General features: G+C 62.8%; 30 protein-coding genes. 5 read left to right on the forward strand and 25 right to left on the reverse strand.

The genetic code is table 11. The annotated features are described in order from the left end of the window. From KDH09_05430 to ybgF, 8 genes are all read right to left on the reverse strand, one after another. A partial coding sequence (locus tag KDH09_05430; GenBank protein MCB0219117.1) for an AAA family ATPase occupies positions 1 to 794 on the reverse strand: 794 nt, incomplete at its 3' end. Positions 795 to 802: 8 nt separating this feature from the next. Next, complete coding sequence (gene hslV, locus KDH09_05435) at positions 803 to 1,354, reverse strand: ATP-dependent protease subunit HslV (protein MCB0219118.1); 552 nt, start codon at positions 1,352 to 1,354, stop codon at positions 803 to 805. Between the two features lie 125 nt (positions 1,355 to 1,479). Further along, on the reverse strand, positions 1,480 to 2,403 hold the full coding sequence (locus tag KDH09_05440) for a tyrosine recombinase (GenBank protein MCB0219119.1): 924 nt from the start codon (positions 2,401 to 2,403) through the stop codon (positions 1,480 to 1,482). 21 nt (positions 2,404 to 2,424) lie between these two features. Continuing rightward, positions 2,425 to 3,753: a methylenetetrahydrofolate--tRNA-(uracil(54)-C(5))-methyltransferase (FADH(2)-oxidizing) TrmFO gene (gene trmFO / locus KDH09_05445; protein MCB0219120.1), complete on the reverse strand. Its 1,329-nt coding sequence runs from the start codon at positions 3,751 to 3,753 to the stop codon at positions 2,425 to 2,427. 74 nt (positions 3,754 to 3,827) lie between these two features. Then, positions 3,828 to 6,266, reverse strand: coding sequence for a type I DNA topoisomerase (gene topA, locus KDH09_05450; protein ID MCB0219121.1), 2,439 nt, complete (start codon positions 6,264 to 6,266; stop codon positions 3,828 to 3,830). Then, positions 6,238 to 7,377: a DNA-processing protein DprA gene (gene dprA, locus KDH09_05455; protein ID MCB0219122.1), complete on the reverse strand. Its 1,140-nt coding sequence runs from the start codon at positions 7,375 to 7,377 to the stop codon at positions 6,238 to 6,240. The genes topA and dprA overlap by 29 nt, the downstream gene beginning before the upstream one ends. Before the next feature lie 7 nt (positions 7,378 to 7,384). After that, a complete protein-coding gene (locus KDH09_05460) occupies positions 7,385 to 9,046 on the reverse strand; it encodes a LysM peptidoglycan-binding domain-containing protein (GenBank protein ID MCB0219123.1) in 1,662 nt (553 codons plus the stop codon). Positions 9,047 to 9,092: 46 nt separating this feature from the next. Next, positions 9,093 to 9,941 (reverse strand): tol-pal system protein YbgF, encoded by an 849-nt coding sequence (gene ybgF, locus KDH09_05465; GenBank protein MCB0219124.1) that lies wholly within the window; start codon positions 9,939 to 9,941, stop codon positions 9,093 to 9,095. 333 nt (positions 9,942 to 10,274) lie between these two features. On the opposite strand from ybgF, the gene KDH09_05470 reads away from it, so the two are divergent. Together KDH09_05470 and KDH09_05475 are read left to right on the forward strand one after the other, a co-directional pair. Further along, complete coding sequence (locus tag KDH09_05470; protein ID MCB0219125.1) at positions 10,275 to 10,502, forward strand: hypothetical protein; 228 nt, start codon at positions 10,275 to 10,277, stop codon at positions 10,500 to 10,502. 118 nt (positions 10,503 to 10,620) lie between these two features. Then, entirely contained in the window at positions 10,621 to 11,526 is a 906-nt protein-coding gene (locus KDH09_05475; GenBank protein MCB0219126.1) for an ankyrin repeat domain-containing protein, read from the forward strand. A 15-nt stretch (positions 11,527 to 11,541) separates the two neighbouring features. Here the strand turns inward: KDH09_05475 and KDH09_05480 are convergent, their stop codons facing one another. From KDH09_05480 to KDH09_05515, 8 genes are all read right to left on the reverse strand, one after another. After that, positions 11,542 to 11,820 (reverse strand): HPr family phosphocarrier protein, encoded by a 279-nt coding sequence (locus KDH09_05480; GenBank protein ID MCB0219127.1) that lies wholly within the window; start codon positions 11,818 to 11,820, stop codon positions 11,542 to 11,544. Further along, the gene (locus KDH09_05485) at positions 11,817 to 12,254 is read right to left on the reverse strand and encodes a PTS sugar transporter subunit IIA (GenBank protein MCB0219128.1); all 438 of its coding nucleotides are present in this window, start codon (positions 12,252 to 12,254) and stop codon (positions 11,817 to 11,819) included. The genes KDH09_05480 and KDH09_05485 overlap by 4 nt, the downstream gene beginning before the upstream one ends. A 49-nt stretch (positions 12,255 to 12,303) precedes the next feature. Further along, positions 12,304 to 13,167: an RNase adapter RapZ gene (gene rapZ, locus KDH09_05490; protein ID MCB0219129.1), complete on the reverse strand. Its 864-nt coding sequence runs from the start codon at positions 13,165 to 13,167 to the stop codon at positions 12,304 to 12,306. Further along, a complete protein-coding gene (gene hprK, locus KDH09_05495) occupies positions 13,164 to 14,126 on the reverse strand; it encodes an HPr(Ser) kinase/phosphatase (protein MCB0219130.1) in 963 nt (320 codons plus the stop codon). Before hprK ends, rapZ begins: the two co-directional genes overlap by 4 nt. Positions 14,127 to 14,154: 28 nt before the next feature. Further along, positions 14,155 to 14,613, reverse strand: coding sequence for a PTS sugar transporter subunit IIA (locus KDH09_05500; protein MCB0219131.1), 459 nt, complete (start codon positions 14,611 to 14,613; stop codon positions 14,155 to 14,157). Positions 14,614 to 14,693: 80 nt separating this feature from the next. Further along, positions 14,694 to 15,251, reverse strand: a complete 558-nt coding sequence (gene raiA / locus KDH09_05505) for a ribosome-associated translation inhibitor RaiA (GenBank protein MCB0219132.1) — start codon at positions 15,249 to 15,251, stop codon at positions 14,694 to 14,696. Positions 15,252 to 15,305: 54 nt separating this feature from the next. After that, positions 15,306 to 16,751: an RNA polymerase factor sigma-54 gene (gene rpoN, locus KDH09_05510; GenBank protein MCB0219133.1), complete on the reverse strand. Its 1,446-nt coding sequence runs from the start codon at positions 16,749 to 16,751 to the stop codon at positions 15,306 to 15,308. Positions 16,752 to 16,941: 190 nt separating this feature from the next. Further along, positions 16,942 to 17,634, reverse strand: coding sequence for a hypothetical protein (locus KDH09_05515; protein MCB0219134.1), 693 nt, complete (start codon positions 17,632 to 17,634; stop codon positions 16,942 to 16,944). 160 nt (positions 17,635 to 17,794) lie between these two features. Between KDH09_05515 and KDH09_05520 the strand changes: the two genes are divergently transcribed. Further along, a complete protein-coding gene (locus tag KDH09_05520) occupies positions 17,795 to 18,181 on the forward strand; it encodes a response regulator (protein ID MCB0219135.1) in 387 nt (128 codons plus the stop codon). 182 nt (positions 18,182 to 18,363) lie between these two features. Beyond that, the gene (locus tag KDH09_05525; protein MCB0219136.1) at positions 18,364 to 19,542 is read left to right on the forward strand and encodes an acyl-CoA dehydrogenase family protein; all 1,179 of its coding nucleotides are present in this window, start codon (positions 18,364 to 18,366) and stop codon (positions 19,540 to 19,542) included. 69 nt (positions 19,543 to 19,611) lie between these two features. On the opposite strand, the gene KDH09_05530 is transcribed toward KDH09_05525, so the two are convergent. The 5 genes from KDH09_05530 to KDH09_05550 form a co-directional block, all read right to left on the reverse strand. After that, positions 19,612 to 19,977 carry a response regulator gene (locus KDH09_05530; GenBank protein MCB0219137.1) on the reverse strand — a complete coding sequence of 122 codons (366 nt, stop codon included), beginning with the start codon at positions 19,975 to 19,977 and terminating at the stop codon, positions 19,612 to 19,614. A gap of 18 nt (positions 19,978 to 19,995) precedes the next feature. Then, positions 19,996 to 20,508 carry a PaaI family thioesterase gene (locus KDH09_05535; protein MCB0219138.1) on the reverse strand — a complete coding sequence of 171 codons (513 nt, stop codon included), beginning with the start codon at positions 20,506 to 20,508 and terminating at the stop codon, positions 19,996 to 19,998. 68 nt (positions 20,509 to 20,576) lie between these two features. After that, entirely contained in the window at positions 20,577 to 21,011 is a 435-nt protein-coding gene (locus KDH09_05540; GenBank protein MCB0219139.1) for a hypothetical protein, read from the reverse strand. A gap of 3 nt (positions 21,012 to 21,014) precedes the next feature. Then, positions 21,015 to 22,061: a tetratricopeptide repeat protein gene (locus KDH09_05545; protein MCB0219140.1), complete on the reverse strand. Its 1,047-nt coding sequence runs from the start codon at positions 22,059 to 22,061 to the stop codon at positions 21,015 to 21,017. Continuing rightward, positions 22,061 to 22,468 (reverse strand): VOC family protein, encoded by a 408-nt coding sequence (locus KDH09_05550; GenBank protein MCB0219141.1) that lies wholly within the window; start codon positions 22,466 to 22,468, stop codon positions 22,061 to 22,063. Before KDH09_05550 ends, KDH09_05545 begins: the two co-directional genes overlap by 1 nt. A 112-nt stretch (positions 22,469 to 22,580) precedes the next feature. On the opposite strand from KDH09_05550, the gene tmk reads away from it, so the two are divergent. After that, a complete protein-coding gene (gene tmk / locus KDH09_05555; protein MCB0219142.1) occupies positions 22,581 to 23,204 on the forward strand; it encodes a dTMP kinase in 624 nt (207 codons plus the stop codon). On the opposite strand, the gene KDH09_05560 is transcribed toward tmk, so the two are convergent. The 4 genes from KDH09_05560 to KDH09_05575 form a co-directional block, all read right to left on the reverse strand. Then, a complete protein-coding gene (locus KDH09_05560) occupies positions 23,189 to 23,722 on the reverse strand; it encodes an OmpH family outer membrane protein (protein ID MCB0219143.1) in 534 nt (177 codons plus the stop codon). The genes tmk and KDH09_05560 overlap by 16 nt on opposite strands. 153 nt (positions 23,723 to 23,875) lie before the next feature. After that, positions 23,876 to 24,820, reverse strand: a complete 945-nt coding sequence (locus KDH09_05565) for a diacylglycerol kinase family lipid kinase (GenBank protein ID MCB0219144.1) — start codon at positions 24,818 to 24,820, stop codon at positions 23,876 to 23,878. A gap of 13 nt (positions 24,821 to 24,833) precedes the next feature. Continuing rightward, complete coding sequence (locus KDH09_05570) at positions 24,834 to 25,955, reverse strand: (Fe-S)-binding protein (GenBank protein ID MCB0219145.1); 1,122 nt, start codon at positions 25,953 to 25,955, stop codon at positions 24,834 to 24,836. Beyond that, positions 25,952 to 26,889 (reverse strand): FAD-binding oxidoreductase (locus KDH09_05575; protein ID MCB0219146.1); only part of this gene is annotated, 938 nt, incomplete at its 5' end. The genes KDH09_05570 and KDH09_05575, both read right to left, overlap by 4 nt.

Below are 26,889 nucleotides of genomic sequence, written 5' to 3' on the forward strand. Positions count from 1 at the left end.
TCGCGCTGAATGACTTCACGATCGATGAGCCGCGCGGCCTCCTGCTCGGTCAGCAGCCGGAGCGCCTCGGGCACCTTCACGCTGCGGCGCTTGGTTTTCTTGCCGCCGCCGAAGGCATTGCCGAGGCCGCCGAGCAGTTCCGAGAGATCGAATCCCATTTCCTCCATGCCCTGGGGCGTGAAGACCTGGGTCATTGCCTTCGAGGAAACCGCCACGTCGATCTCCACGTCGCGATCGTCGAGCTTGCCGCTGCGCAAGAGCTTGCGGAGCTTATCGCGGGTGGAGCTGCCGGTCTCGACTACCTCGGCGCCGCCCTGCTCGCCCGGAGCGCCGGCGGCAAAGACGCGCGGCGCCTCTTCCTCTGGCTGCGGTTCTTCATCGCGCGGGAGAAGCACATCGAGCAGACGCTCTTCGGCAAGGCGCTGCGCCTCGGGTACGACGCGCTCGCGCTCTTCGGCCTCGACGAGCTTGACGCCCGCCTCGGTCAGGTCGCGGATCATGGACTCGACGTCTTTTCCCACGTAGCCCACTTCGGTGAACTTGCTGGCTTCGACCTTTAGAAACGGCGCGCCCGCGAGCTTTGCCAGGCGGCGGGCGATCTCCGTCTTACCCACACCGGTGGGCCCGATCATGATGATGTTCTTGGGCGTGATTTCCTCGCGCAGCTTCTCATCCACGCGCTGCCGGCGCCAGCGGTTGCGCAGCGCGATGGCAACGGCCTTCTTCGCAGGCCCCTGCCCGATGATGAACTTGTCGAGCTCGGCGACGATCTCGCGCGGGCTCAGATTCTCGATGGCCTCGCTCACTCGCTGGCCTCCAGGTCGGATACGACGATGTCGTGGTTGGTGTAGATGCAGATGTTGGCGGCAATGTGCAGCGCGCGGTCGGCAATCTCATGGGCGGAGAGGTCGGTGTTCTCGATGAGCGCCGTGGCCGCGGCCTGCGCGAAGGGCCCGCCGCTGCCGATGGCGAGAATTCCCTTCTCCGGCTCGATCACATCGCCGGTGCCGGAGACGAGGTAGCTCTCCTTGGCATCGGCGACGATAAGCATGGCTTCGAGATTGCGCAGCATCTTGCTGGTGCGCCACTGCTTGGCCAGCTCCACCGCCGCGCGGCGCAGGTTGCCGTTGAATTCCTCGAGTTTGGCCTCGAAGAGCTCGTAGAGCGTGATCGCATCGGCCGTGGCCCCGGCAAAGCCGGTGATGACCCGTCCCTCGTAGAGGGCGCGCACCTTGCGGGCGCTGTGCTTCATGACCGTGTTGCCAAGGCTGACCTGCCCGTCTCCGGCGATGGAGACCTGGTTGCCGCGGCGCACGCAGAGAATGGTTGTCGATCTGATTTTGGGATTCTTCATGGCATGTTTGGACGCGCGGCAGGCAGAGGCCAAAAAACCGGGCGAGTTCTTTGTTTGGTGCTTGATCCGCCCCGGGTCAAGGGGGGCAGCGGGAAATGGGCCTGAGAGCTGCGCAGAGCGCTCGCTCAAGCGCTCTCTTTGGCATCTCGCGCCCGCGGGTGGGCGCGGCGGTAGACCTTCTGGAGGCTCTCCAGATCCACGTGGGTATAGCGCTGGGTCGTCGAGAGCGAGGCGTGTCCCAGCAGTTCCTGGATGGCGCGAAGGTCCGCGCCGCCCGAGAGCAGGTCGGTCGCAAATGAGTGCCGGAGCGCATGTGGAGAGATTTCCTCGGGCAGGCCCGCATCGCGGGCGTATCTTTTTACGATGCGCGCGATCTGGCGCGAGGAGAGCCCCCTGCCCTGGCGGCTCACCAGCAGGGCCGTACAGGTTCCAGCCTTTGCGCCCGCGAGCAAACCCTTCCGGGCTTCGAGCCATTCCTTCAAAAGATCGGCAGTGATTTCGGCAAAGGGAACGACGCGGTCCTTGCCGCCCTTGCCCTCACGCACATGAATGAGCCGCTCTTTGAGGTCCACGTCGCGCAACTCCAGTGCGGCGACCTCGGACAGGCGTAGGCCCGAGCCGTAGAGCAGTTCGAGAATCACCCGGTTGCGAAGGTCGCGGTGCGGGTCAGTGTCGGCGCCGCCGCTGTCCATGAGGCTCTCGCTCTGGTCAGGGCTCAGGAAAGCCGGGAGCTTCTTCGCACGCTTGGGCGTGGCGACCGAGTCGGCGGGGTTGGCGCCCAGGATCTTGCGCTCCATGCACCAGCGAAAGAAGGTGCGAAGCGCCGATAGTTCGCGCGCGGTGGTCGACTTGCTCACCTCGCCGTGGCGATGCGCCAGGTAGCGCCGCACGTCCAGGCGCGTCAGCTTCCCCAGTTCCCCTTGCGTGGGAAGCGTCTCTTCGTCGCCCGAGATGAAGTGAAAAAAGCGCTCAAGATCGCGCAGGTAGGCGCGCGAGGTATTGGCAGAGCCGTTGCGAACGCTCGCCAGATGCTGTTCAAATTCGGCCAAAAACGCTTTCATTACAGGCACTTATAGCACGATTCCGCCCTTTTCACCAAGAAACTTCGCCATCTCCTCGCGGGCGCGCTCCACATGGAAGAGCCGGCGTTCGGCCTTGCCGCGGGCGCGTTTTTCAAGGGGGTCGAAAAGCCCGAAGTTGAAGTTCATGGGCTGGAAGATCTCCGGGTCGGCCTCGCGCAGGTAACGCTGGAGCGCGCCGATGGCTGTGTTGGCCGGCAGCAATACCGGCGGCGCGCCGCGAAGCGAACGCTCCACGTTCTCGGCAGCGATGAGTCCCATGACCACCGCCTCGACGTATCCCTCAACGCCCGTGAGCTGCCCGCCGATGTAGAGATTGTCCTGGGCCTTGATCCGAAGCGCTTCATCCAGAACGAGCGGCGCGTTCACAAATGTATTGCGGTGCACCGATCCAAGGCGCACGAACTCGGCGGCTTCGAGACCCGGGAGCATGCGGAACACCCGCTCCTGCTCGCCGTAGCGCATCTTCGTCTGGCAACCCACCAGGTTGTAGAGCGTAAAGGCGCGGTTCTCGGCGCGAAGCTGCGCCACTGCGTAGGGACGCCTGCCCGTGCGCGGGTCGGTCAGGCCGATCGCGCGGAAGGTACCAAAGCGCAGCGATTCGGTTCCCTTTGAGGCAATCTCCTCGATTGGCTGGCAGGCCTCGAAGGGCCGGATGTTCTCAAAGTCCGCGTAGGGAACTTTCCCCGCTTCGAGGAGCGCGCTCACGAAGGCGTGGTATTCCTCCTCGCTCATGGGGATGTTGAGGTAGTCCTCGCTCTCACCGCGATCATGCCGATTGGCGCTGAAGACGATGTCGCGGTTGATCGAGTCGGCCTCGACAATGGGGCTGATCGCATCGTAGAACGCGAGGTTCGTCGTGCCGGTTATATCAGCAAGAGACTGGGCCAGTCGTCCGCTGGTGAGCGGCCCCGTTGCCAGGATCACCGGCACGTCCGTGGGAAGCTCGGTGAACTCCTCGCGGCGCAGCTCGATGAGCGGCTCTTCCTCGATCTTCTTCGTCACGAGGGCGGCGAACTCGTCGCGGTCCACGGCGAGCGCATCGCCGGCCGGAACGCGCGTGGCCTGCGCGCACTCGAGAATCAGCGAACCCAGCGCGCGAAGCTCTTCCTTGAGCAGTCCTTGCGGCGTGCTCTCACGGTCGGATTTCAGAGAGTTGGAGCAGACGATCTCGGCGAGCCGGTCGCTCTGGTGCGCTTCGGTGGGCTTTACCGGGCGCATTTCAAAGAGCGTGCAGGCGATCCCGCGACGCGCGAGCCGCCACGCCGCCTCGGCCCCCGAGAGGCCGCCGCCCACCACGATTGCGCGTTTCTCACTCATCTGTTTCATCCAAACTACAAGCGCCCGCTGCCTCTCGGCACCGGGCGCTTGGTGGTCTCACTTTAACTGCTCGCTCAGCTCGCCGCCTCGGCGCCCTCTTCCTTGTCGGTCTCCCACTCGGGATCGTCGAGGAACTTCTCGTAGTGGCACTCTTTTTCGGGGCACGCCAGGTGGTGGCCCTTCTTCTTGGTCGTCTTCTCCACGAGGTAGTGCGAACCGCAGTCAGGGCATTTCTCGGGAACGGGCTTGTACCAGGCAACGAAATCGCACTTGGGGAACTCGCCGCAACCGTAGAAAATTTTCTTGCGCTTGCTGGCGCGCTCGACCACCTGTCCCTTGCACTTGGGACACTCCACGCCGATGGGAAACGGCTTGGTAAAGTCGCACTTGCCCTTGTAGTTCTCGCAGGCGATGTAGCGCGCGCCGGTCCATGCGCGGCGCAGCGTGAGCTTGCCGCCGCACTTGTCGCAGGTGCCCGGATAGGGCTCGGCGTTGGCCGCCTCATCCACAGGCGCCACCGAGCCGTCCTCGTTGCGCTTGAAGTTCATGGTGCCCTTGCACTCGGGGTAGTTCTTGCATGCAAGGAATTCCCCGAAGCGGCCCCACTTGATAACCATCTTACCCTCGCACTTGGGGCAATCAATGTCGGTATCGATCTGCTGGCCGCGCACATCGCGCATCAGCTCGCCGGCTTTTTCCAGGTTCTCGTTAAACGGCGTGTAGAAATCGCGGAGGGCTCCCACCCACTCACGCTTTCCTTCGGCCACTTCGTCGAGTTCTTCCTCCATGCGGGCGGTGAAACCGATGTCCATCACCGTGGGGAAGTGCTCGATCAGCAGGTCAGTCACCAGCGTTCCCATCTCCGTGGGATAGAAACGGTTTTCCTGCTTGTTGACGTATTTCTTGTCCTGGATGTTCGCCATGATCGCGGCGTAGGTCGACGGGCGACCGATCCCCTCTTCTTCGAGGGATTTAACCAGACTCGCCTCGGTAAAGCGCGGCGGCGGCTGGGTGAAGTGCTGCTCGGGCAGAACTTCGTTGAGGGTGAGCTCATCGCCCTCGGCCATGTCGGGGAGCGACTTGTCGCCCTCGTCGCCTTCTTCGACCTTGTCACCCTCGTCATGGCCTTCGGTGTAGGCCTTGGTAAAGCCCGGGAACTTCATCACCGAGCCGGTCACGCGAAGGGTCAGCTCTTCGCTGCCCTCGCCTTCGGTCGGGGTGATGTCGATGCCGGTCTGGTCATAGACGGCGGGTGTCATCTGGCTGGCGAGGAAGCGCTGCCAGATCAGGCGATACAGGCGCAGCTCGTCGCGACCGAGATAGGACTTCACCTTCTCGGGCGTGTATTCCATGGAGGTCGGACGGATCGCCTCATGGGCTTCCTGCGCGCCCTTCTTCGCCCGGTAGGCGTTGGGCTTCTCGGGCACGTACTCGGCGCCGTAGTCCTTGTTGCCCAGAATGTAGTCGCGCGCGGCGGCCTGCGCTTCACCGGAAATGCGCACCGAGTCGGTTCTCATATAAGTGATGAGACCGACGGATTCGCCGCCGCCCACTTCCTGGCCTTCGTAGAGGCGCTGGGCGAGCATCATCGTCTTCTTGGCGCCAAAACGCAGCTTGCGCGCGGCTTCCTGCTGCAGCGTCGAGGTGGTGAACGGCGGCGCCGGACGGCGGCGGCGTTCCTTGCGCTCGATGCTGGTGATGCGGAACTTCGAGCTCTTGAGCTGCTTGACCAGTTGCTCGGCACGCTCGGTGTTGGGAATCTCGGGCTTCTTGCCGTCGATCTTCGAGAGCTGCGCGACAAAGGGCGGCGGATTGGTGTGCGAGAGATCGACACCGATGCTCCAGTATTCGACGGACTCGAATGCCTGGATCTCGCGCTCACGCTCGACAACAAGGCGAAGCGCCACCGACTGCACGCGTCCAGCCGAGAGACCGCGGCGCACCTTGTTCCACAGAAGCGGCGAGAGCTTGTAGCCCACGAGCCGGTCGAGGATGCGACGGGCCTGCTGGGCTTCGAAGCGCGCGAAGTCGATCTCGCGCGGCTCTTCCACTGCTTTCTGCACGGCGTTCTTGGTGATTTCGTGGAACTCGATGCGCGAGACGGGTTTGTCCTTGTCGAGTTCCTTGAGTTTCTCGGAGATGTGCCAGGCAATCGCCTCGCCCTCGCGATCGGGGTCAGTGGCGAGCAGGACGCGCTTGGCCGCCTTGGCCGCGCTCTTGAGTTCCTTGAGGACCTGGGCCTTGCCCTTGATGACGACATAGGTCGGCGCGAAATCGTGTTCGACATCAACGCCGAGCTTGCTCTTGGGCAGATCGATGATGTGACCCACCGAGGCCTTCACGTCGTAGCCGCGGCCCATGTATTTCTTGAGCGTCTTGGCCTTGGTCGGCGACTCGACGATGATGAGCGTGCCGGAGCCGCCCGTTTTCTTCGCGGCTTTCTTGGCGACCTTCTTCTTGGTCGCTTTCTTCGCCGTCTTCTTTTTAGTTGCTGCTGTAGTGGCCACCAGGATGTGCTCGCAATAATCCTCTGAGTTCGAGGCTCAGCAGTATAGGGGCGCCGCGCCCGGCGTCAAGCCCGGCATGTGCAAGCAATTCATCACGATGGAGCATCTGCCCCTGTGCGAGCGAGTCCATAAGTGCCCGTTCTTCTTCGGAAAGATCGGCTTTGGGAGCGGCTGCCCCCTGCGTTGAAAGAACTTGTTGTCGGGGCTCTGCGGGTCCTTGAGCGCGCTTGCCGGTATTTGCTTCAGGTAGCGATTCGAACACGTCATCGGCGTTTTCAACCAGCGCCGCCCCCTGTTTTAGAAACAAATGCGGCGCGCCGCTGCGCATGGAATGAATGGGTCCGGGCACGCAAAAGACCTGACGATTCTGCTCAAGCGCGTAACCGACGGTGATCATCGCGCCCGATTTTCGCGTGCCCTGCGTGAGCAGCACGCCCAGTGCAAGGCCGCTAATGATGCGGTTTCGCTGGCGAAAGTGCGCGGGCAGCGGTTGGGTGCCAGGCGCGAATTCACTGACAATCGCCCCGCTGCCCAGGATCTGCTTGCGCAAGGCGGCGCTCCCGCGCGGGTAATCGACATCGTGACCGCACCCGAGCACGGCGATGGTTCGCCCACCCGCCTCCAGCGCCGCGCCGTGAGCGACCTGATCGACGCCCATGGCCAGTCCGCTGATGATCGTGAGCCCGCGCCGCGCGAGCGCGCCGGCAAGTTCGCGGGTCACGCGCGATCCGTAGTGGTCGGGATTGCGCGTGCCCACGATGGCCAGGCTGCGTTCGTCGGCATCTTCAAAGCTCCCCTGAACAAAGAGCACGGGCGGTGGTGCGGGAATGTGTGCGAGCAAACGGGGATAGTCCGCGCTCGTGAGAATGCGCACGCCGAGCGCGTCGCAAGCCGCGATCTGGCGATCGATCTCCGCCCAGTCGGGCCCCGCGCAGATTAGGTCGGCTGTTTTGGGACCAATCCCCTCGATTTCGAGAAGGTGCTTGCGTGAGCACTCAAGAGCCCGCGCTGCAGTACCGAGCGCGCGCGTGAGGCTCTCAAAGAGAAGCGGCCCGACCTGGCGAATGCTCGCCAGCGCCAGGGCCGCTCGAATTTCTTCGTGACCGCCGGGGGGCACGGATCTCTCAGTTACCCTGGGCGACTTCGCTCTCCGCTGCAGAGCCCTCGGGCTCGAGTTCCAGCGGCGCAATGCTGATCTGGTCGCCGACGGCGACTTCGCGGCGACTGCTCGTAATCAGAGCGGTCGAGGTGGTCTCGTTGGTGCGAAGCACCACCGCTTCGCCGACAAAATACCGCGGAAGCGAGACATCATCGCCGACTTCCGGGTCTTCGACCTCACGGTTGGGACGGTAGATGTTGAAGACATTTCCGACTTCCACGCCGTCCTGGCTTCCCTTGTCGAGGTAGACAACGTCGTTCTGCACCATGGCCAGCTTGCGATCCTTCGTGCCGACGATCCAGCCGTTGATTTCCTGCTCGTTGGCCTTCAGACGAATGTCCGTTTCCACCTCGAACTCGGGCAGGATGCGGTCATAGGTCTCGATCCCCTCCAGCCGACGATTGCCGACGCTGACGTCTTCGTAAGCTTCGGTGATGATCGCGCTGGAAGTGCGCTCGTAGACTTCCTCGACCTGCACGCCGCCCACAATCTTGATCTGATGGCCGATGTAGTCACCGGTCACCGGATGTTCGACTTCCGAAGTGATGCGGAAGATCAGGAAGCGGTCGCCGGCGGCGACGCCGTTGATCTGGCCGCGGTTGATGAACACGCGGTCGCCCGTTGCGGCGCGGATTCGCGCCTGCTCGTCTTCCTGGCCAATGATGTAGCCCGACTGCTCGATCTCGTTTCCATCGAGCAGCGGCGCCAACCATCCGGCCGCCTGGGCACGCGAGTATTCAAGGACGTTGCGCTGACGGCGCGCCAGCACCTGGCGCTTCTTGCTGATGAGCTCGGTGGAGGCCTCATCGAAGATCTCGATCTCGTCGCGCTTGGTCAGTTGCTCAAGGAACTGGTCGCGCTCGGCCAGCTCGGCGGCGCTGGGTTCGACTTCTTCGATGACTTCAAACTCCACTTCCGTGGCGAATTCGTCTTCGAGAACCGGCTCTTCATCGGTTGCCGTCGCACGCTCGAGATCCGAGGGCGGAATCAGCTGCACCACCTGCTCGCTCACCAGGTCCCATTCGCGCGGATACACGGTGATGGGCTCACCCGGGTAAATCAGGTCGGGGTTGATGATCTGCGGGTTGTCGGCGTGAATGCGCGTCCACATGAACGGATCGTTCAAAAAGCGCGAGGAGATGTCCCAGAGGGTATCACCATTCTTGACGATGTAGACCTGCGGGGCCTCACCGGCGCCCTCGCCGATTACGTCGATGGGCACTTCCTGACCGGCGCCCATGCGCTGGACCATGTTGCGGCCCGGATCGCCCAGGTCCACGCCGCGCTGAACGCGGCGAACTTCTTCAAGCTCGGGGCTCACGGTACGGGGCTGCGCCTGGGTGCGGGCGCCCTCGTCGACGATGATCTCATCGCCCAGGACGTCTTCGCCCTCGGCTCCGGCGTCCATCGCTTCGGCGTCCGTGGCTTCGTCGCTCATCACCTCATCGGTCACGGCCTCTTCAGCCATCTGCGCATCGGGGTCGGTGACTTCGTCCTCGACGACGACTTCTACATCGCCCTCGACTCCGACATCGACCATGTCCTCATCCTGCGCGCGCACACTCACCGGAGTGAGCGCCAGCATCGCAGCCAGAGCCAGGGATCCCCATTTCACCGTCCACTTCATGACATGTCTCCCGAGTCCGCCAGGGACTCATCCGTCAAATCCGAAATCAACGCCCCGTCCCGGGATATCCGAGCAGGGTTTGCGTTTTCCCCGCAGCATCGCTGAAGGGGTAATCGTCGAGCAGCCGCTGGGCCGCATCTTTCGCCTTGCGTTCGTCGCCCAGCTTGCGGTGGCTCAGCGCCACCTTGAGCAGCGCATCGGGCGCCTTGTTTCCGCCCGGGTAGCGGCTGACCAGCTTGCTGAAGGCCACGATCGCATCGTCAAAAAGATCCTGCGAATAATAGCACTCACCCGCCCAGTAGAGCGAGTTATCGGCATAATCGTGGTCGGGCAGTTCTTTGGCGAAGTGCTCGAAGGCGCCGATGCACTCATCCCAGCGCCCTTCTTCGTAATAGCCAAGCGCCTGCTTGTAATAAGAGAGCGGATTGGTGATCGCGCCCGACATGGCCGCCGGTGCCTGCGCGGGCGCGGCGGGCTTGGCCGGTTTCGCCGGCGCGGCGGTGGCGACCTTCACCGGGGCCTCGGGCTGTCTTGCCGCCACGGGCTGCGCCGGCTTGGGCGCGGGCTTTGCCGCCGGAGGCGGCGGCGGAGGCTTGACCGCCTCGGGCTCCGCACGCGTGGCAGGCAGCGCCGGCTGGGGCTGGAGCTGCACGATCCGCATGGCCTGATTCTTCTTGACCGCCGCAATGTACTGGCGGTTGGTATCGACCTTGTCTTCAAGGATGAACTGCGAGTTGGAGAGTTCTTCAACCCGCGAAGACACCTCGGCCTGGCTGCGCTGCATGGCAGCGAGCTGACCTTCGAGTCGGCGTAGATCCGTTTCGAGTTTCTCGGTCTTGGAAGAGCAGGCGAGAGTACCCAAAAGGACCGCTATCGTGAGGACATACTTCGACATCGCGTCACTTCGATCGCGTTCCGTGGGCAGAAGGCGACCCCATAGTCGCACAGGCCCGGAGCGCCTGTCAAGAAATTCACGCTCAATTATGCGTCTTCTAAAGATAATTACGCATAATTATAGCTAATACAATCCCTCTCAGATAAATAGAGGTTTTCTCCTTCAACATACTGAAATTACACGACTTTGACAATTTTCTCTTGTGACCGCCCTCACACTTCCGTGGCCCGGGAACCACAAAAATACTGGACGAGCCGCGCCCTCTTCCGCTAGTTTGAGCGCGCTTCGAAGTAGTTCGGGGCCATTTTCCCCTCTCCCAAAGGAGTGCGAGCCGTGCCTGCTGAAGTAGATCCCGAGATCACCATCATCGAGAAGAACGAGGCCGGTATCATCGAGCAGTTCCAGGTGAAGTCGCCCTACACCGGCTACACCACCTACTTCTATGTGAAGGTCCACGGCGAAGTTGCCCGTTCCTTCTCCTCGGAGAAGGCCGCGCGCAAGTATCTCTATGATCGCACGCACAGCCTGCGCGCGCGCAACCAGTCGACCTACGCCCGCTAAAATCTGCGTTTTTCCCGCCCAAAGGCGGGTCAGGAGCAAAATCCCCGGCCGAAAAGCCGGGGATTTTTTTGCGCGGCACGCGCTGGCCCCACCCGCTGATCCTTGATAAGGAAATGCCATGAGAATTCCGACACAGACTCGTTTCCCTGCCAGCAGATGGCTTGCGTGCATGGTGGCCTGCGCCCTGCTGACCGGTTGCGCCCTTCCCCCCATCCAGAACGCTGCCGGCGCGGGTGACCTGCCCCAGGTCGAGTCGCTGATCGCTGCCGGGACCGATCCCAATCAACCCAACGCCTTTGGCTGGACGGCCCTGCACAATACAGCGGCGAAGAATCCCGCCAACGCTACCGAAGTCGTGAAGGCGCTCATCGCCGCGGGCGCCAATCCCGATGCCCGGACCTTTGATGGCTACACGCCGCTCCACACAGCGGCGTCTATGAACCGGACGAAAATCGCGAAAGCCCTCGTCGAGGGCGGCGCCGACCCACGCGCGACGGCGCCGAACGGGCTGACGCCCCTGGATCTGGCACGTCAGCAGGGCGCGCTCGAAACGGTGAAGTATCTCGAAGGGGTCCTCGCCCCCGCCCCGGTCCTGGCGATGCCCGCTTCCGGGCGGCCGCGCGGCGTGGCCGTCTACCCCTTCTCGGCCAAGGGCAAGGTCGACGGCGCGCTGGCCGAGGGACTGACCTCTGTCTTTATGAGCAAGCTTGCCGGCAGTCCGTGCGTGCGCATCGTGGCCGAGGACATCATTCGCGACCTGGCCAGGCAGCAGGGCCTTGAGCAGTCCTGCGGCACCGAATCGTGCCAGATCGACCTGGCCAGTCAGGCAAAGGCCGACGTGCTCATTCGCGGCGATCTGGTTCAGGTGGGCGAGACCTATGTGCTCACGACCATTGTCGTGGATCTGGCATCGAAAAAGACACTGCTGAGTGACAACGTGCGTTCAGTGGAAACCGAACTGCTCGATCAGACCGAGATGCTGGGAACGAAAGTGGCGCAGGAATTTGTGTGCGGATCCGAGTAGGAATGCGCAGGCGCCCTACTCGGGCTCGTTGAACTTGGCGGCAAAAAGCTTGCACATGGCGTCGAGCAGTTCCTTTGCCTGATTGCCGCTGGTGCGAATGAGCACCTTCTCGCCCTTGGCGGCCGCCAGGGTAAGCACGCCCATGATGGACTTCCCGTTGACCTCGTAACCGTCTTTGGAGAGGTGGAGCTCGGCGTCCTTGAACTCCTGGGCGCGCTTGACCAGCAAACCGGCCGCCCGCGCGTGCAGGCCCAGTTTGTTGATTACCTCGACCTCTGCGCGCAGCTCGCTCATTGGGCCTTGGCCTTCATGGGCGGTGTGGGCAGGCTGAGGATTTCGCGCGCCAGGGCGATGTTCTTGCGACCGGCTGCCTTGAGATCGGCGGCGACGCCGCTGAGGGTGGCTTCTTCGGAGCGGGCGGTAACGAGCTTGAGCAGCATGGGCAGGTTGACGCCCGAGAGCACTTCGACTCCGCCTTCGGAGTCATCAAGATAGCTCATGGCCAGGTTCGAGGGCGTGCCGCCGAACATATCGGTGAGCACGAGCAGGCCCTTGCCCAGGTTGAGGCGCGAGACGGCCTCCTGCATCTGGTTCTGGACCTCTTCGGGGGCATCCTGCGGGCCAACCCCGATGGTCTCGACATGCTCCAGCTTGCCGGCGATGATCTGCGCCTGCTCAAGCAGACTACTTCCCACGGTTCCGTGGGTGACAATGAGCACGCCGATCATGTTGGAGACCCCTCAAAATGCTGTGTTTGGCGCCCCGCGAGCCTGCAAATCAGGTTCGGGGCAGGTCCCGGTGGATGACCCGGATGGCGTGGCCGCGCTCGAGCAGCCACTGCTCTGCCCACCGGACCAGCGAGACGCTGCGATGCTGACCTCCCGTGCAGCCAAATGCAATGGCCAGATAGGCCTTTCCCTCGGCGGCGTAGGAGGGCAGCAGGAAGTCCAAAAGGCCCTTTAAGTGGCCCAAAAAGGCCTCCGTGGCGTCCTGCTCGATTACGTAGCGGTAGACGCTCTCTTCGCGGCCGTCCTTGTCCTTGAGACTTTCCACGAAATAGGGGTTGGGCAGAAAGCGCACGTCAAAGACCAGATCGGCCTCGGTGGGCACCCCGCCCTTATAGCCAAAGGACATGAGCGAAATGACCATGTCGCGCTCATCCCCGTCGGAGTAGGTCTCGCGCACCCAGTCGCGCAGGTCGGCGCCGTTGAAGCTGCTCGTATCGATGGTCCGGTCGCTGGCCTCGCGAATGGGCTCGAGGTAGTCGCGCTCGGCTGTAATCACCTCCGCGGGAGCCCGGTCGTGCCCCAACGGATGCTGGCGGCGGGTCTCGCGGAAGCGCCGGATGAGAATCTCGTCGCTGGCCTCGAGAAAGAGGATGTGCACCGGGTAGCCCCGCCGGCGGAGCTCTTCGAGCACGGGAATCATTTCTTCGAGAAACTGGCGCTGGCGGATGTCCATGCCGACACAAATCCGGCGGACCTCCGAATTGGGCTGGTCGCAAAGTTCGACGAATTTGGGCAGCAGCGCCGGCGGCAGGTTGTCGATACAGAAGTGGTCGAGATCCTCGAAGGCGCGCAGGGCCGTCGTCTTGCCGGCGCCCGAGAGGCCCGTTACCACGGTGATGTGAGTCTGTTTCATTCGATTTCGCCCAACTTCCGCTCGTTTGCCCGCGCCGAGAGATTCTCCAACAGTTTGTCCTGAAATTCCTTGGCCGAGTGGATGCCCTGCAGCCGAAGAAGCTGGTTGCGCGCGGCAACCTCGACGATGGAGGCAATGTTGCGTCCGGGCGAGACCGGCAGGTGCACGTACGGCACCTTCACGTCCAGGATCTCCCGAAACTGCTCGTCCACCCCTACCCGCTCGACCGATTCGATCTTGTCCCAGGCAATGAGTTCGAGACACAGCTCGATCTTCTTGCGCTCGCGAACGGCCGAGACGCCGAACAGGTCTTTTACATTGAGAATGCCCAGTCCGCGAATTTCGATGTGGTGACGAATGAGTTCCGAGCCGCGGCCGATCACGTCGCCGCGGCGCCGCACTACCTCCACCACGTCGTCGGCCACAAAGCGATGGCCGCGCAGAATCAGGTCGAGTGCGACCTCGCTCTTGCCGATACCGCTGTCGCCGAGCAGGAGAATTCCCACCCCGAAGATGTCGATGAGCACGCCGTGAAGGGTCGAGCGCGGGGCCAGCTCTTCATCGAGCGCCGAGCGCGCGTGGGCACTGAATATTGCCGTATCGAGTTCGCTGCGCAGCAGTGCCACGCCGTAGCGGTCGGCCAGCTCGCGAAGTGCCGCCGGGCCCTCGGCCCCCCAGGTGATGACGACGGCCACGGGCTTGCGCTCGAAAAACGCGCCGGCCTTGTCTTCCATTTCCTGTGTGGGGAGGCTTTCGAGATAGGCGATCTCGGCCTGGCCGAGCACCTGGATGCGGTCGGGCCGGAAATGGTCGAAGAAACCGGTCAGGTGCACGCCCGCCTTGGCGAGCTTTTCGCTCTCAATGCGGCGCGAGAGCCCGGCCTTGCCCGCTACCAGCGAGAGCTGCAGGCCGAAGCGCTCTTCGTCGAGCAGGTGCTCGACAGGGATGTCGGTGGTCATGGCCCCCTCCAGGGTGCCTCGCCGCTCTTCAGGACTTCGAGGCTTCCTCGGAGATGATACTCACGATTGCGTCCCGATCGGAAGCCTCAATGAGGGCCTGGCGTACCTGGGGCTGTTTAAAGATGCGCGAAACCCGCGCCAGGGCCTTGAGATGCTTGCCCGCGTCGTTTTCCGGGGCGATCAGCACGACGAACAGGTGGGTGGGCTTGCCATCGCGGGATTCGAAGTCGATTCCTCGCGTCGAGCGGGCCACGCACATCACCATGTCTCGCACGTCGCGGTGCTTGCCGTGGGGAATGGCCAGGCCTTCCTCGATTCCGGTGGAACCGAGTTCCTCACGCTCGACGAGGATCTGGAAGATCTCCTCGGCGTTGAGTTTGTGCTCGGCGGCAATGAGCTCGGCTGCCTCGCGCAGCACCGCTTGCTTGGTCTCACCCTTGAGGTCGGTGAGAATAAGTTTCGGATCCAATAGGTCCCGGATTTCCATGGGTCTTCCTGCGCAAAATAAAGGGCCCTGGGACGCCGGCTACGGCCCCGCCACATTTATCCGCCTTGTTGAGAGCTTTGCTAGAGAGCCGGATCGATCAGGCCGTAGGCACCGTCCTTGCGCTTGTAAAGCACGTTGATTTCATCGGAGGTGTCGTTGCGAAACACCAGGAATTCATGGTTGCGCATGCGCTCGAGCTGAAGCAGCGCTTCGTCGACACTCATGGGCTTGACGTGAACGCCCTCGGGGCGGATCACCTGGGGCTCACGCACGATGCGAGCGCGGGTTGTTTCCGAGAGCGGCGAGTCCACCAGCGCGTCGAGCGCCCCGTGGTGCGAGATCGTCTGGTGACGTTTGCCCGTGGGCGCGCGCTTGTGACGGCGAAGCTGCTTCTCAATCCGGTCCATCATGCCGTCGATGGAGGCATACATGTCCCGGCTGGTCTTCTCGCCCTGGCAGATGATACCGTGGGCGTTGATGTTCACATGGGCGCGGTGCCGGTCTTTCTCGGACTCAAGCACGACGTGGGCGGTGATGGGATCTTCAAGGTACTTGCGCACCTTTTCGATCTTTTCTTCCGCGTAGTCTTTGAGGGCTTTGGTCGGGCGAAGTTTGCGAAACGTTACGTGAACCTGCATGCGAGTGGGAACTCCCTGAATGGCGCGCAGCTCGGAGGTGCGGTTGGAAGCAGCCTAAGCCGATTGCTTCCGCTTGGATGAAGAGCTGATCCCCAAGCTCTCCCGGTATTTTGTGACGGTCCTCCGGGAGATGTCAATGCCCTGCCGGCGCAGCAGCTCGACGAGCTGGATGTCGGTATAGGGCTTGTGGGGCGGCTCGCTACCAACAAGCTGCTTGATTTTGTCCTTGACGCTCTCGGAGGCAACCGAGCCACCCGAGGTCGTCGAGATACCTGAATTGAAAAAATACTTCAGCGGGAAAATCCCGCGCGGCGTATGCACGTATTTGTTGGAAGTCACGCGGCTCACCGTGGATTCGTGCATCTCGATGTCCTCGGCGATGTCGCGTAGCACCAGCGGCTTGAGATACTCGATGCCGTAGTCGAAGAACTCGCGCTGGTATTTCAGAATCGATTCCATCACCCGGTAGATGGTGCGCTGGCGCTGGTGGATGCTCTTGATCAGCCACAGGGCGCTTTTCATCTTTTCCTGGATGTATTCCTTGGCCGCCCCGCCCCCTTCGCCGGCGCCGTTGCTCAGCGCTTTCTTGTAGTAATTGCTCACCTTGAGCTTGGGCAGGCCGTCCTCGTTCTGGGTGATGACGTATTCGTCTCCGACCTTGATCACGTAGAGGTCGGGGACGACGTACTGTGTTTCCATTTCGGGAAACGCGCGCGCGGGGCTCGATTCCAGGCCGCGCAGCAGGTCGACGGCATTCTTAACCTCTTCGAGGGAGCGGCGCGTCTTGCGGGCGATCTGCTTGAACTTCTTTGCTTCGAGCAGCTCGCGGTACTCGGTGAGAATCTCCCAGGCCAGCCCGCCCTTTTCGCCGACCACTTCGAGCTGCGAGAGCAGGCACTCTTCGAGCGTGCGCGAGCCCACGCCCGCCGGGTCCATGAGCCGGATCTTGGCACGCACGGCCTCCGCCTGCTCTGGCGTGCATTCGCAGGTCTCGCAGATTTCTTCGGGGCTCGCGTCGAGGAATCCCTCACCATTGAGATTGCCGACGATGTAGGCGGCGATGTTGCGCGCGAAATCGTCAAAGTCCCCCATGCGGATCTGCCAGAGCAGGTGCTCGGAGAGGGACTCGGGACGGGTGATCGAGTTCTGGAGAAAATCGCGGGTCTCATCGTCGAGGGCCGAAGCGATGCGGGGGGCGCCGCTCTCCATGTTGTAGGACTCGAAATAGGTCTGCCAGTCGAAGTCGTTCATTCCCTCGCCGGCCTCGCCGGTAACGGGGGCCTCGGGCGTGGCGGTCTGCTCGTAGGGATTGGCTTCGAGTTCGTCGCGGGAGGGGCGCTCGAGGGTTTCCTCCAGAACGGGGTTCTCCATGAGTTCCTGGGAGATGTGTTCGGCCAGCTCCATCCGGTTGAGCTGGAGCAGACGGATCGCCATCTGCAGCTGCGGCGTCATCACCAACTGCTGCGAAAGCTTGACCTGCTGTCTCAGTTCGAGAGCCATTTCCCCAGTAATCCCATGCAGTTACGCAGTTAAAAGGGGCCGATTCCCACATTTTTCCGCGCTATGCAGATAATATACCATTGCCTTTGTCAGCCGTAAATATTGACAAAGGCAAAAGTTAGGCCAAGACAGCAGGTTGGCTGGAAAGATTTATCAATGAATTGGGCGACGGCGCGCCCGGGGGCGCAGACTACTTGAAGTCCGGCAGCGCGGCGGCTTTCTCGCGCAGCTCGGCAAAGAGCGCCGCCTCGGCCGCGCCATCGAGTCCCCCGCCCTCACGGAGCTTCTCAAGCCGCTTGTGATAAGGCCCGAGCAGCGCCTGGTAGTGTTCAAGAATCAGTGCCACGCGATCATGCAGATGCACGCGAATGAGATCCCGCAGGGCCTTGCGCTTTACGAGCGGAATCTCCATCGCGGCGATGTTTTCGATCTGGCGGCATGCGCGCTCAACGATGCCGCTCTCACGAAACACCTGGTAGTGCAGAAGCTGCGCGCCGCGAAGCGCGTCGGTGCGCGCGCGCCAGGCCTCGCGGTCCGCCTCCGGCAGCGCCCGCGTCACCTTGGGCGAGGGAAGATCCAGACGAATCGGAAGCCCGCAGCGGCGCACGTCCATCACGATTCCGACCTCCACCTGATCGAGTCCGTCCAATTGATCTTTGGTCGGTGCACTGAAGGCGAAGTCATAGTCGAGATCGATGCGCTCACTGAGATTCCACGAAAAGCGAAGGGGATTGCCGAGCATGAAGTCGCCGAGCGCCTGCTCGGCGGCATCGAGCGAATCGGCGCGCAACTCGAAGTAATCGACCCGCGGCTTGCCCTGCTGCGCGAGTGCCGGCGTTGCAAGCAGAACCACCACCAGCATCGCCATCGCGTATCGAATCATGCTCAACCTGCCTTCCGCGCCTACTCCACTTCCATGGATTGCACAGAAAATTCGCAGATGTAAGGGCTCTTCTGTTATACTTGGAGAACCACACAACGAAACGGGCGGGTTTCCAGAGTCGTTCCCTCATGGATGCGCGCCGGTTTGAGGCGCGAGCATCGTGACAGAGCAGCGTTCCATCGAAATTCTTGTTGTCGACGATTCCCCCACCATGCGGCAGCTCGTGGTTCACGGACTGCGGCGGCTTCCGGGCGCAAAGCTCGAAGAGGCCGGCGACGGGGTTGAGGCCTGCAAGAAACTCGCGGGCAAGGTCTACGACCTCGTGATGCTGGACATCAACATGCCGCTGCTGGACGGGCTCAAGGTCCTGGCCCACATCCGCTCCTCGAAGAACAATGCAACGACCGCCGTCATCATGCTCACCACCGAGGGCGGCGAGGTTGAAAAGCAGCGCGCCGGCGAGCTGGGCGCCAACGCCTATCTGACCAAGCCCACGCAGGCCATGGTCCTCCAGCGCACGGTCAAACAGATTCTGGGCATCGGATAACTGATTCCTGAGTCAGATTCGGTAGATAGCGCGCCTTGCGCATTGCCCGCCCCCGCGCCGCTTGCTAGTCTGCTGCTCGCTTTGGGGCCGGCACCCCGCACACTCCTCACAGATTTCACCACCCGCTCAATGAAGCAGCAGACCGGTGCCGACGCTCCCATCCAACAGGAGGAACCCGGACCATGGCCGGCGATACGCTACTCGACTTCTACAATCTCGATGAACTGCTCACCCCCGAAGAAAGACTCGTGCGCGACAGCGTGCGCTCGTGGGTGCAGGAGAAATTCATGCCGCGCGTCCAGCAGAGCTTTCGCGATGGCACCTTCCCCACCGAGCTGATTCCCGATCTCGGGGAGCTGGGCATCTTCGGCGTCACCATCAAAGGCAACGGTTGTCCGGGTCTCTCGTACGTGGCCTACGGACTTGCAATGCAGGAAATCGAAGCCGCCGACTCGGGCCTTCGCAGCTTTGCCTCGGTGCAGGGCGGCCTCTCCATGACGGCCATCGATCTTTTCGGCAGCGATGAGCAGAAGAGCAAGTATCTTCCCGAGCTCGCCAGCGCGCGCATGCTCTCGTGCTTTGGCCTGACCGAACCCGACTTCGGCTCGAATCCCGGCGGCATGCTCACCCGCGCGGCAAAAGACGGCGACGAGTGGGTATTGAACGGCACGAAGATGTGGATCACCAACGGCAGCGTGGCCGACATCGCCGTGGTGTGGGCCAAGACCGAGGCCGACGATCCCAAAAGCATCCGTGGCTTTATCGTGCCGACCGACACGCCGGGCTTTACCGCCAACAAGATCACCGGCAAACTCTCCATGCGCGCGTCGATCACCTCGGAGCTCGTGCTCGAGGACGTGCGCATTCCCGCCGGCAACATGCTGCCCAATGTGCAGGGGCTCAAGGGCCCGCTTTCGTGCCTCAACCATGCCCGCTACGGCATCGTGTGGGGCGTCATCGGCGCCGCGCGCAGCTGCTATGAAGAGGCACTCTCTTACTCGAAGAACCGCGTGCAGTTCGACAAGCCCATTGCCGGCTATCAGCTCACGCAGCAGAAGCTCACCGACATGGTGCAGGAAATCACCAAGGCGCAGCTTCTTTCCTGGCGCCTTGGCCGCCTGCTCGATTCCGGGCAGTGCAAGCCCCACCACATCTCGCTGGCCAAGCGCAACAACGTGCAGATGGCCCTCGACGTGGCCCGCAGCGCCCGCAGCATCCTGGGCGGCAACGGCATCCTCGATGAATACCATTCGCTGCGCCACGCGGTGAACCTCGAAACGGTCTACACCTACGAAGGCACCCACGAGATGCACACCCTGATGGTGGGACAGGCGGTCACCGGCATTCCCGCTTATTCCTGATCGCGACGCGATACAAAAACGCCCCCGCCGGGATCATCCCTGCGGGGGCGTTCTCTTTTTGCTCTGCTTTTAGCGAACGTGGGTCTTGATGATGGCCTCGGCAAGGTCCGGGGTGATCGGCTTGGGATAGAATGCTTCGAACCCAAGCGTTGCAGCATCGGCCGAGCGATCTTCGGCGCTGATGAGGATCTTGGGCGTGGTGTTCTTGCCGCCTTCCTTGCTCAGCTCGTTCATCGTGTCCTGCGCGTCCTTGAGCGGCATGTGATAGTCCATCACGACGAGGTCGTAGTGGTTGGCACGCAGCTTGTAGAGCGCCACCGTGCCGGTCGTCGCCGTCTCCACCTCGCAACCTGCCAGCTCGAAGGTCTTCTGCAGCAGTGCCAGCGTGGGGATGTCATCCTCACAGATTAGAAGTCGCGCTTTACCAATTGCCACCTGGCACCTTCCCTTCGTTCACGACCCCTTGGTCATGCCGTCCTTCAAACTGAATTTCTGCCCACCGCCCGCGCCCCGGATCGGGTCATCGATGAGCGTGAAGCTGCCGATCGCCTTGCCCACGAGTTTGCCGGCGGCCGTCTTGAGCTCGCACTCCACCGTTCCGCCGCGCCGCCCGCGATGCAGCACCTTCGAAAACGTATAGAGCGCCTGCGCGTCCTTCGGAACAGGCGCGAAGTAACAGATCTTGATCTCGTTGGTGACGCCGATCTGTCCCTCGGGCGAGACGGTGCCGTAGGCCAGTCCCATGGAGGTATCGGCGATCGAGAAGACCGCGCCGCCGTGGAGCACGCGGTTGCGCGAGAGAAGCTTGTCGGTGACCGGAAGCCGCGAGACGTTGCTCCCCTCGCCCTGCTCAAGGAATTCCATCCCCAGCAGATCGGCAAAGGGGCCGATATACTCGGTGCTCATCACCGATTCGGCATTGTGATAGCGCTCGGGCATCCCCTGCACGTCCCTGCTTCTTCCCACCCACAGGGGATTCTGACGCGATGCATCTCATCTCGTCAATGGCGAGGGAGACTTGCCGGATCGGCAAATCAGCGACGGCGGCGCCCGAAGAACTTGTACCAGTCGCGCGCGCGGATGAAGTCGGGACGCTCGGTCTCGCCGTATTCCTCGACGAGACGTTCCTTGTACTCGGGGTGCTCATCGAGATAGATCTTCCCGCGATAGCCCTTGATGTCCTCGACGTAGGGACAATCCCCCGGAAAGAGCCCCCAGCGCACGGTCTGGGGTGTCACGCGGTGGCAATAATCGGTCTCCAGGCGCCGGTCGTAGATGGCGCACAGGCTCTTGCCCTCGTCGGAGAAACGCAGGTTCTTGCACGGCAGGTCCCGCACAATGACGGTCTCTCGCCCCATCTCGAACGAGAGATAACAGCAGCCCCCACAATCGTTGCACACGCTCTCGTCGGCGAAGCGTTTCTTGTGGGCCTCGGTGATCTGCGGGCCGCGCTTGAGACGGATTCCCACTTTCTATCCCCCAAGCTGATCCAGCGCGTCTTTTGCGGCGGTGTGGCCGGGCTCGATCTGCAGCGCCTTCTTGAAGGCCTGCCTGGCGCGCTCGTAGTCGCCGCCCGAGAAGTGGGCGTATCCGAGGGCGTAGAGAATATCGGCATTTTTCGGGCGGCGCTCGTGCGCCTCCTTGTAGGCGGCGGCCGCGTCACTCCAGCGCTCCTGCCCCTCGCGCAGCTCACCCAGCGCCATCAGCGCGCTCACGTCTTTGGGATCGAGTTCGGCCGCGCGCTGATAGGCAAGCGCCGCGGGCTCGGCCATCTCCGCCTTCGCCCAGATGCGCGCAACCTTGATGGCGATCATAGCGTCGGCGTCGGTGAGAAGCCGGTCGTGGTAGCCCTTGGCGGCCTTCCCGTTGCGCGTTGCAACGGCCGCACGCAGCGCGATGAGCAACACGCCCTGCCGGCCCTTCGTCTCCTTGACGGTCAGTCCGGCGTCGATCTCGTCCTGAACGGCGAGCGCCTGCGCGGCGAACTCCGCGGCTCTGACCGGCTCGCCCGAATCGAGGGCCTGCTCGGCCGTGCGCTGCAGGAGCCCGCGCAGGCTGGTGCGCGCGTTGTGGAACGCCGGGTCAACACCAAGCGCCGCCCGGTAGGATTCGAGCGCCTTTTCCGTGCGACCCTGCTGCTCGTGCAGGTAACCCAGGTTGTAGAGCGCCAGCACCCGCGCGGGGTTGTCGGCGTATTGTTCTTCGAGTTTGGGGAGGGCTTTCTCGTAATAGCTCAGCGACTCATCGGGCCGATTCGCCATCCGGTGGAGAAAGGCCATCCGCGCGAGCACCAGCCCATCGCCCGCCCCGCAGCCGTCTTCTTCGGCCTTGCTCAGGGATTTGAGCGCGGCCTCATTTTCCCCGTCGGCAGCGGCATTGAATCCTGCCTTTACGAGCGCATGGCACTCGCCCGGCTCGGGGTGGCGCGCCAGGTAGACTTTCCACTCGTCACTCCCACCGGCCGCTGCCGTGGAAGCAAGCAGGCCGAGAAGCAGCAGGCTTGTCAAAAGAGCGCGCATCAGAATCGGTTCACTCCCTCGGGCGCCGAGAATTCGAGGCGGTTTCCATCCGGGTCCCATACCAGGCAGAAGTAGCCAATGTAGTCGTCCTGAACGGGGCCCTGCACCTTGAGGCCGGCATCCCTGCCCCTTCGGGCGCACTCGTCGACTTCCTCGCGCCCGGCGACGTGAAATCCAAGGTGATGGACCGCCCCGTTGCCCCCGCTCGGCGCGGCGCCCTCGTCGGGCTTGAACAGCACGATCCCGCAGGCGCCGAGTCCTTCGGCTTCATTGACCCGCAGCATCACCGAGTGCTCTGTCTCGTAGACCGTGTGCAGGCCCACGAACTCGCGGTAGAAGGCCAGCGCGCGCGGCAGGTCGTTGGTCAGCAGGGCAATATGGGAGAGCGATTGCGTCGGCAGGCTCACGTGGTGCGTTTCTCCAAAAGTCGTGTGCCGGGAACCTTACCACTGGCGCCCCGAAGGTGGTAGCCTGCCGCATCGCCGGAGCAGAACGCTCCTGCGAGCGGGGAGAACCCACGTGAGCGGACACTTCATCGTATTCGAGGGAATCGACGGCTCGGGCAAGTCCACCCAGGCGCAGCTTCTGGCAGACGCGCTCGAAGCGCGCGGCCTTGCCGTGTTTCGCACCCGCGAGCCCACCGCCGACTCGCCGGCCGGCAAGCAACTCCGCGAGATCGCACGCCACGGACGCGAGGGCGTGAGCCTGGAGCAGGAAATCGAGCTCTATTTCGACGACCGCGTCTGGCACATCGAGAAAGAGGTGGCCCCCGCCCTTCACCGCGGGGATGTCGTCGTGTGTGATCGCTACTGGTATTCGACTGCTGCCTACCAGGGCGCGCTGGGTGCCAATACCTCGAAGCTGGCCGCGCAGAGCCGGGCGCGCTTTCCCGACCCGCATGTGGTGGTCTACCTGCGCGTGCCGCCGGAAAAAGCCTTCGAGCGCATCAGCCAAAACCGCGCGCAGCTCGAAAAGGGCTACGAGAAACTCGATTTTCTCAAGAAGGTCTTCGAGCGCTACGAATCGCTGGTCGAGCATTCCTGGCTCGTCATCGACGGCCGGCGCGGCCAAAAAGAAATCGCCGCGGACATTGCCGCGGCGATCTTCAAAAAACTCTCTGAAAAAGATCAGGACTTGTCGTAGGCCTTGAGCACCATGTCGGTGATGTCGATGCTCGGGTCGAAGTAGATCGGCTTGGCCGTCGTGGTGTCGAAGATCACGTCGATCTTGTTCTTCTTGGCGTGGGCCTCGATGATGTCGGAGACCTCCGAGAGGATCTTCTCGGTGAGCTTCTGATCGAGGCGCTTGATCTCTTCTTCATAGTCCGACATGCGGCGCTGGACGTCCTTGGCAATGCGGCGCAGCTCTTCGGACTTGCGCTCACGCATCTCGGCACTCAACAGCAGTTCCTGCTCGGTGAGCTCCTTCTGCAGGGCCATGGCCTGTTCCTGCTGTTTTTCGAGCGCCTTTTTGCGCTTCTCGAACTCGGCCTGCATCTCGGCATTGGCCTTCTTGCCCTTTTCGGACTCCAGCAGGATGCGGCGAAGGTCCACAATGGCAACCTTCGAGCCCTCGGCCGCGCGGGCCATCGTGGGGGCCGTGAAGCTCAGAGCGGCCAGAACCAGCAGAAACAGCGGAAAGAATCGATTGGCGGTGCGCATGTAGTTGCTCCTTGCGCGAAAGTCGGTGTTGCGTAGATTGTGCCCCAGAGTGCCTCTCGCGGGGCGTGGGCTCCATCACATTTCGGGCCCGATTGGGCGCCCAAGCTAAACGCGCCTGCCCCTGAATGCAACCCGGAGCCCTGCTGGGTCCTGTTACGGTATTTTGACCTGAATGGCCGCCGGCAACACTTCGATTGAGAGCGGCAGGGCGCCCGGCTGCTCGCCGTCCATGTCGATGAGCACTTCCTGCTCGGAGCTGGCCCGGATCTTCTTTGCCCGGCGGTGCCAGATTTTCGGATGCTCCATGTGCGCACCCTGGTAGATCGCCCGCGAGAGTTTCATGGTCTCGCCAAACTTGAGATCTCCCATGAACACCACGTCGAAGAGCCCATCATCGGGCTCGGCCATGGGGGCGATGTGCATGCCGCTTCCAAAGAAGCGTCCGTTGGCGACGATGACGTTGTTGAACACCCCCTCGAAAACTTCGGCACCGGTCTCGGTTCCTTCGAGTTCGATCTTCATGGGCTGGTTTTTGTAGCCCATCATCCCGCGGGCGGTGCCGAGGTAGAAGGACACCTTCCCGCCGAAGGCTTTGGTCGTGTTGTTGACGATGTGCACCACGTGGCCGCCCACGCCAAAATCGGTGATGTTGATGAAGTGGCGAAGCGCCGGGCCGCCATCGCCTGGCACGCAGCGCATCTGCCCCACATCCACCGGCCGGGTGTTCTTGCCGGCGAGCACCTGCGCGCCCTTTTCATAGCCCTTGGGAAGATGGAGCGTCTTGATGAGGTCGCAACCCGTCCCGCGCGAGATGATCCCGAAGACGGCCTTTTCACGGATGAGCTCGCCGCCCTCATCAAAGAATCCGTTGACCACTTCGTTGTGAGTGCCGTCGCCGCCGATGCTGACGATCATCTCGGCGCCATCTTGCAGGGCCTTGCGCGCCAGGTCGGTGGCGTGGCGCGGGGCCTCGGAAAAGGCGTATTTGAACTTGCCCACGGCCAGCTCGATGTGGCGCGAGATATCGGACCAGCGCCGGCCCGTACTGCCGTTGGCGCTGCGGGGGTTGACGACGACGAAGGTGCGGAAATTGTCCACGACTTGCGCCTCCTCAGGAAATTCCCAGTGACTCGGCGAGCACCTCGATGAGGCTGCTCACCTGTGCATCGGAATCGGCGGCGGCGCCGCGAAGGTGGGACTCGCAGCGCGGCGAGCACGAAACAAGCGTTCCGCCGCGCGAAACGCCGCACTCATCGAGCCGCGCGCGCGCCATCTGTGTTGCTTCATCAGGAAACACGTCGGCGTAGCCGCCGCCGGCGCCGCAGCAGTTGGTGTCCTTTCCATGCCAGGGGGCTTCTTCGAGCTGCACGCCGCAGCGGCGCAGGATCTCGCGCGGCGCATCGATCGAGTCGAGCCTGCGCGCCAGCGTGCAGGGGTCGTGGTAGACCATCTTGCGTCCCAAGGGTTTGAGCTCGGGCCCAAGCGCATCCATCTTTTCGAGCAGGAAGCCCGCAAAATCCTTGATGCGACCGGCGGCGCCCTGTCCGACTTCCTGGTAGCGGCCCTCGATGGCCCAGGCGTTCTCGGGCGCGGGGGTGAGCACCGTGTGGTAGGGCTCGATCATCGCGCGCACCTTCGCGGCATGGGCGGCAAAGCCCTCGCGGTCACCCATGTCGAGCAGCTCCATCCCGGCGGTCATCAGTTCCTGGTCGGGAAGCGCAAGGTCCTCGACCCCGAGTGCTTCGAGCACGGCGATCGCGCGTCGCACGTCGCGCCCTTCGCGCTCGGCAATCAGGTGCGCTCCGGGGAAGAAGAGCACCCCGCTCTTGCGGCCGAAGTATTCGACCGGTGCGAGCTTTTTGAGTTCGGGCAGCAGCGGCCTTCCCAGCGGGTTGCCGCTCTTTCGCATGGTCTCGGCCAGATTGAATACGACCGGCAGGGTCTTGCCCTCGTTGTAGGCGTGGGTGCGCGCCGCTTCCAGCGAGCGGGGCACGTCGATCTCGTGCGCGCAATACTGCTGGCAGTGCATGCAGCCGGTGCACTTGAAGAAGATGCCCACGGTCTCCTCGCTCAGCTCGAGCGCGCCCTCGCGCAGCAGGTGGACGATGGTCTGCTTGCCCGTGGGCGTGACCGTCTCGCGCAGCTCGGTCTCGGCCACCGGGCAGGAGAACCTGCACATCTTCGGACAGTAAGTGCAGTAGTCGGTTTCCTTGCGATATTCTTCGAGGATCACGAGGCCCCTCCTCGCGCGCCGCGTGGCGCGGATTTCTTGCTGTGTTTGGCCAGTCCCATTTTGCCGGGATTGAGCAGGCCCTGCGGATCGAGCTGCGCGCGAAGCCCTGCATAGAGATCCTGCAGCGCGCCGTGCTCGGCGTTCATCCATTTGGCCTTGAGCTCGCCCACCCCGTGGTGGTGCGAGATGGTGCTGCCGCAGGCATGGGCGGCGTCCATGGCCTTGCTCCAGATGGCGTCGTATTTCTCGAGCACTTTGTCCTCGCTCTCGCTGCGCGCGACGATGGAGAAATAGAGCGAGGCGCCCGTGATGTAGGCGTGCGAGAGGTGACAGAGCACGATCATGGCCTCGCTCGCCAGTGCGGCGCGGACTTTTTCGTAGAGCGCGGGAAGCGCGCTCCAGGTGGCGGCGAGCTCGATCGTATCGAGCACCATGCCCTTGTTCGGGAGCACCTTCGACATGTTGTAGGAAACATCGTAGCGATGTTCCCACCAGCGCCTGGCAGGTCCCTCGCCCAGCGCGTTGCCGCCCAGTCCCTCGCAGATCTCCGCGAGCTTTTTCGCCTCGAACGCGGTGAGGCGCTGCTCGCCCTCACAGACGAATACGCCCAGGATCCCCTTCACCTGAATCTTCATGTGCGAGGCATTGAGCTGGGTATCGGCCTCGTCATAGAGCCGCACGACCGCCGGGGTGAGCCCGCGCTGCATGATCTCGCGCACGCTCTCGGTGGCCACGTTCCAGTCGGGAAACTCAAACGAGAGGAACTCGCGGTGCTCGGGGTAGCGGTGAATGCGTAACTTGGCCGCCGTCACAATCCCCAGAGTTCCCTCGGCGCCGATCATGATCTGCTTGAAGTCGGGTCCTGCCGCAGAGCGCGGTGCGTCGGGCGTGACGAACTTGCTGCCGTCAGGCAGCACGCATTCGAGCCCCACCA

It is taken from the genome of Chrysiogenia bacterium (genome assembly GCA_020434085.1).
In the GTDB taxonomy this organism is placed as follows: domain Bacteria; phylum JAGRBM01; class JAGRBM01; order JAGRBM01; family JAGRBM01; genus JAGRBM01.